5 protein-coding genes are annotated in these 4847 nt (G+C 73.3%); 2 read left to right on the top strand and 3 right to left on the bottom strand.

Going from position 1 to position 4847, the window contains the following annotated elements; translation table 11 throughout:
• Both GTW43_RS29855 and GTW43_RS29850 read left to right on the top strand, forming a co-directional pair.
• Positions 1-1527 (top strand): FtsX-like permease family protein (locus GTW43_RS29855; RefSeq protein WP_343246158.1); only part of this gene is annotated, 1527 nt, incomplete at its 5' end.
• A 62-nt stretch (positions 1528-1589) separates the two neighbouring features.
• Positions 1590-2564, top strand: a complete 975-nt coding sequence (locus tag GTW43_RS29850) for an ABC transporter ATP-binding protein (protein ID WP_161305109.1) — start codon at positions 1590-1592, stop codon at positions 2562-2564.
• A gap of 50 nt (positions 2565-2614) precedes the next feature.
• On the opposite strand, the gene GTW43_RS29845 is transcribed toward GTW43_RS29850, so the two are convergent.
• The 3 genes from GTW43_RS29845 to ettA all read right to left on the bottom strand — a co-directional run.
• Entirely contained in the window at positions 2615-3304 is a 690-nt protein-coding gene (locus GTW43_RS29845; RefSeq protein WP_161305108.1) for a hypothetical protein, read from the bottom strand.
• Entirely contained in the window at positions 3301-3720 is a 420-nt protein-coding gene (locus GTW43_RS29840; protein ID WP_161305107.1) for a thioesterase family protein, read from the bottom strand. Before GTW43_RS29840 ends, GTW43_RS29845 begins: the two co-directional genes overlap by 4 nt.
• Positions 3720-4847: energy-dependent translational throttle protein EttA (ettA, locus tag GTW43_RS29835; RefSeq protein WP_161305106.1), on the bottom strand; the 1128-nt coding region annotated here is incomplete at its 5' end. The genes GTW43_RS29840 and ettA, both read right to left, overlap by 1 nt.

Here is a 4847-nt window from a genome sequence, read left to right as displayed (position 1 = left end):
CACGGCGCGCTGCGGCCCGCCGTGCTCGGCGCCGCGGCCGTCGCCGTGCTCGCCTGCGCGGCCCTGCCCGTCCGTGCCCTGGCCGGACACCGCGCGGTGCGGATGCACGCCGAACGCGACGACGTCGCCACGGCCCGGCCCTCCGCCCGCCGTACGGTCGCCGAACTGACCCTGCTGGTCCTCGCGCTCGGCGCGATCGTGGCGCTGCGCCGGCGCGGCACGGACGGCGGCGACTCGCTCGTCGCCCTCGCGCCGGTCCTCGTCGGGATCGTCGCCGCGTTCCTGCTGGTCAGGATCTATCCACTGCCGCTGCGCCGGCTCACCGGACCCATGGCCCGGCTGCGCGGCGCGGTGGGCTATCTGTCCCTGGCCCGCGCGGCCCGGGCCCAGGCCGGCGCGGGCACCGCGGTCCTGCCGCTGCTCGCCCTCCTGACGGCGCTCACCACGGCCGCGTTCGGCGGCAGCGTGCTGGCCGGCATCGACTCCGCCCGCGACCGCGCCGCACTCGTCGCGACCGGCGCGGACGCCCGGGTCGCCCGGTCCCAGCCGCTGCCCGCCGGGACCGCGGACCGGGTCGCGGACGTGCCCGGGGTCAGCGACCTGGCCCGGGTGTCGCTCCGCACCGACCTGCGCACCGGCGCCGACCGGCAGGTCAGCGTGGCCGCCGTGGACCGCGCCGCGTACGCCCGGCTCGCCGCGCGCACCGGCCTCGGCGCGTTCCCGGCGAGCGCACTCGCACCCCCGGCGGGCGGCCCGAAGACCCCCGTGCCCGCGCTCGCCTCGACGTCCCTCGCCCACCGCTTCCCGGACGGCCGGCTCACCGTCCAGGTCAACGGGCAGGCGCTCGCCGTCCGGATCACCGCCGTCCGCGCGACGACCCCGGCGCTCGCCACCGACCGGCGGGACTTCCTCGTGGTGGACGCCGCCGGGTTCGCCGCAGCGAGCGGCACCCGCACCGAGCCGAGCACTCTGCTCCTGACCGGCGACCACATCGACGCGGCCGCCCTGCGCCGGGCCGCGGGCTCCGGCACCGCCGTGCAGACCCGCGCCGGAGAACGGGCCGGTTTCCTCGACTCCCCGCTCCAGTCCGGGGCCACCGACGTGTACCTCTCGGCGGTCGGCGCCGGCACCGGGCTCGCCGTGCTCGCGCTCGCGCTCTCGCTCACCCGGGCCGCCCCGGAGCGGCTCGCGCTCCTCGCCCGGCTGCGCACCCTCGGCCTCACCCGTCGCCAGGGCCGCCGTCTGATGGTCCTCGAGGCGCTCCCCCAGGCGGTGCTCGCCGCCGTCGGCGGTCTGCTCACCGGCTGGGCGGCGATCCGGCTGCTCGCGCCCGGCCTCGACCTGACGGCGATGGCCCTCGCGGACGACGAGGTCCGCACCACGTCGTCGCTGACGACGGACCCGGTGTCGCTCGTCGTGCCCGCGGTGTGCGTCCTGGCGATCACGGTCGGGGTGGCCGCGCTCCAGGCCTGGTGGGCCGGGCGGCGCGGCTCGGTGAAGGAACTCAGAGCGGGTGAGTCGGCGTGACCCAGCGACCGCCCGGACCCGCCGACCACGACGAACCCACGAACGGGGAGGCCGTACAGCCCATGACGACAGAGAGCACCACGGCCGGCTCCGGCCCCAGCCTCGCCGACCTGGAACAGCGCGCCACCGCGCACCGCGACCGGCCCGCCTTCGGCCACGACGCCCTGATCAGCTGCGACCGCCTCGTGCGCATCTTCACGACGGACGGCGTCGAGGTGCAGGCCCTCCAGGGCCTCGATCTCCTGGTCCGCGACGGCGAGTTGATGGCCCTGGTCGGCGCCTCCGGCAGCGGCAAGTCGACCCTGATGAACATCCTGGCGGGCCTCGACGAGCCCACCGCGGGCGCGGCCAGGGTCGCCGGGTACGACCTGCTGGCGATGACCGCGAAGGACCGGCTGCGCTACCGCCGCGAGGCCGTCGGCTTCGTCTGGCAGCAGACCGCGCGCAACCTGCTCCCGTACCTGACGGCCAGCCAGAACGTGGCGCTGCCCATGCAGTTGCGCGGCCGCACCGGCCGCGCGAAGAAGGCGCAGCGCGCGGCGGAGCTCCTCGACCTCCTCGGCGTCGCCGACTGCCGCGACCGGCGGCCCGAGCAGATGTCGGGCGGCCAGCAGCAACGCGTCGCCATCGCGGTCGCCCTGGCCAACGAGCCGAAGGTGCTGCTCGCCGACGAGCCCACGGGCGAGCTGGACTCGCACACCGGTGAGCAGATCTTCGCCGCGTTCCGCACGGCGAACGAGGAGCTGGGCACGACGGTCGTCATCGTCACGCACGACCAGACGGTGGCGACGGAGGTGCGCCGCACCGTGGCCATCCGCGACGGCCGCACCTCCACGGAGGTCCTGCGGCACACCCAGGTCGACGCGACGACCGGCCAGGAGTCCCTGGTCTCCCGCGAGTACGCGATGCTCGACCGTGCGGGGCGGCTCCAACTGCCCGCGGAGTACACGGAATCACTGGAGATGCGCGACCGCGTCCTGCTGGAGCTGGAGGAGGACCACATCCAGGTCTGGCCGGACGACCAGGAACGGCCGTAGGCACCGGCAGCAGTCGGCGACGAGGGACGCGCTACGGCGCGGTCCCGGCCTCAGACGGGGCTGACCGACAGACCGCCGAGCCCACCGGAGGCCCGCCGGAGGACGACCGCCCCGTACGCCGTACGGAGCCGGACCCACGCCCCGGCCACGAGCAGATCGGCCTCGGCCGACTCCCCCCGCAGAAACCCGAGCGAGACGGCCGCATGAGCCACCCGCACGGGAACCCCGCTGGACCCGATCTCCCGCGACCAGATCTCCCGCCCGACCCGGTCGAGCTCCGTCCTGGTCCGCGCCTCGGGCGCCAACTCCCCGACCCTGGACCGGAACTCGACGACCGCGGCCCGCACGAGAGCCCGCAGGGCGCGCGCGTCCGGGAAGTCCTCGGCCCGCCGCCAGCCGCCCTGCGGCGGCAGCATCCCGGCCCACGGCGGCCCGGTCACGGCGCCCGGCACGGTGACCGTGCCCGCCGCCTCGTCGACGGAGTCGAGCAGCTCCCCCGCGGACACGGTGACGTCGAGCGCGTCGTCGATCCCGTACTCGTACGGCTTGAGCAGCCGCACCGCCCGCACCGCGAGGACCTCGAACGACGGCGGGCGCCCGAACACCGCGAGCGCCCGGCCACCGGCCTGCGCCTGCAGCCGGACGGCGGCCGCCCGGTCGTAGTGCAGCAGCCGGCCGAGGAAGGCGGCGAGATCCGCCGCCTCCCCGGCGTCGGCGACGTGCAGCACGGGCGCGCTCATGCGGCGAGCGCCCCCGCCGTGGCCGCGTCGTCCCGGTACTCCGCGAGGAACTCCCGCTCCTCGGCGGTGATCCGGCGCGGCCGCTGGGCCTCGAAGTCGAACGGCACGATGACCGTCGAGGCCCGGACGTACACCTGGTCCGGGTCCTTGACCTCGTAGGCGAGCGTGAACGACGCCGCCTTTATCTCGGTGACCCACATCTCGATGCTGACCGGCGTGTGCCGGTGCACGAGCTGCCGCTTGTAGTCGATCTCATGGCGCGCCACGACGGACCCCTGCTGGAAGTCCTTGTCCGGGCGGAACAGGAAATCGATGCGCGCCTCCTCCAGGTACCGGAGGAACACGACGTTGTTGACGTGTCCGTACGCATCCATGTCCGCCCAGCGCAAGGGGCAGGCGTATACGTGGCGAGCCATCAGCCGCGGGTCAGCTTCTTGTAGGTGGCGCGGTGCGGGCGGGCCGCGTCCGCACCGAGGCGCTCGATCTTGTTCTTCTCGTACGACTCGAAGTTGCCCTCGAACCAGAACCACTTGGAGTCACCCTCGTACGCGAGGATGTGCGTGGCCACCCGGTCCAGGAACCAGCGGTCGTGGGAGACGACCACGGCGCAGCCGGGGAACTCGAGCAGCGCGTTCTCCAGCGAGCTGAGCGTCTCGACGTCGAGGTCGTTCGTCGGCTCGTCGAGGAGCAGCAGGTTGCCGCCCTGCTTGAGCGTGAGCGCGAGGTTGAGGCGGTTGCGCTCACCGCCGGAGAGCACACCGGCCGGCTTCTGCTGGTCGGGGCCCTTGAAGCCGAAGGCGCTGACGTACGCGCGCGACGGCATCTCGACCTGGCCGACGTTGATGTAGTCGAGCTCGTCGCTCACCACGGCCCAGAGGGTCTTCTTCGGGTCGATGTTGGAGCGGTTCTGGTCGACGTACGAGATCTTGACGGTCTCGCCGACCTTGATCTCGCCGGAGTCCGGCGTCTCCAGGCCCTGGATCATCTTGAAGAGCGTCGTCTTGCCGGCGCCGTTCGGGCCGATGACGCCCACGATGCCGTTGCGCGGGAGCGTGAAGCTCAGGTCGTCGATCAGGACCTTCTCGCCGAAGGCCTTGCTGAGGTTGCTGACCTCGACGACGATGCTGCCCAGGCGCGGGCCCGGCGGGATCTGGATCTCCTCGAAGTCCAGCTTCCGCATCTTCTCGGCCTCGGCCGCCATCTCCTCGTAGCGCGCGAGACGCGACTTGGACTTGGTCTGGCGGCCCTTGGCGTTGGACCGCACCCACTCGAGCTCTTCCTTGAGCCGCTTCTGGCGCTTCTCGTCCTTCTTGCCCTCGACCTTGAGGCGCTCGGACTTCTTCTCCAGGTACGTGGAGTAGTTGCCCTCGTAGGGGATGGCACGGCCGCGGTCCAGCTCGAGGATCCACTCGGCGACGTTGTCCAGGAAGTACCGGTCGTGGGTGATGGCCACGACGGTGCCCTTGTACTGGGCCAGGTGCTGCTCCAGCCAGTTCACGGACTCGGCGTCGAGGTGGTTGGTGGGCTCGTCGAGGAGCAGCAG

The organism is Streptomyces sp. SID5785 (assembly GCF_009870065.1).
Taxonomy (GTDB): Bacteria; Actinomycetota; Actinomycetes; order Streptomycetales; family Streptomycetaceae; genus Streptomyces.
Note: the sequence above shows the minus strand (reverse complement) of the source record. Positions and strands in the feature narration are given on the sequence as shown.

Coding starts and splice junctions, on each gene's coding strand:
- GTW43_RS29850 (WP_161305109.1), top strand. CDS start 1,590: ATGACGACAGAGAGCACCACGGCCGGCTCCGGCCCCAGCCTCGCCGAC.
- GTW43_RS29845 (WP_161305108.1), bottom strand. CDS start 3,304: ATGAGCGCGCCCGTGCTGCACGTCGCCGACGCCGGGGAGGCGGCGGAT.
- GTW43_RS29840 (WP_161305107.1), bottom strand. CDS start 3,720: ATGGCTCGCCACGTATACGCCTGCCCCTTGCGCTGGGCGGACATGGAT.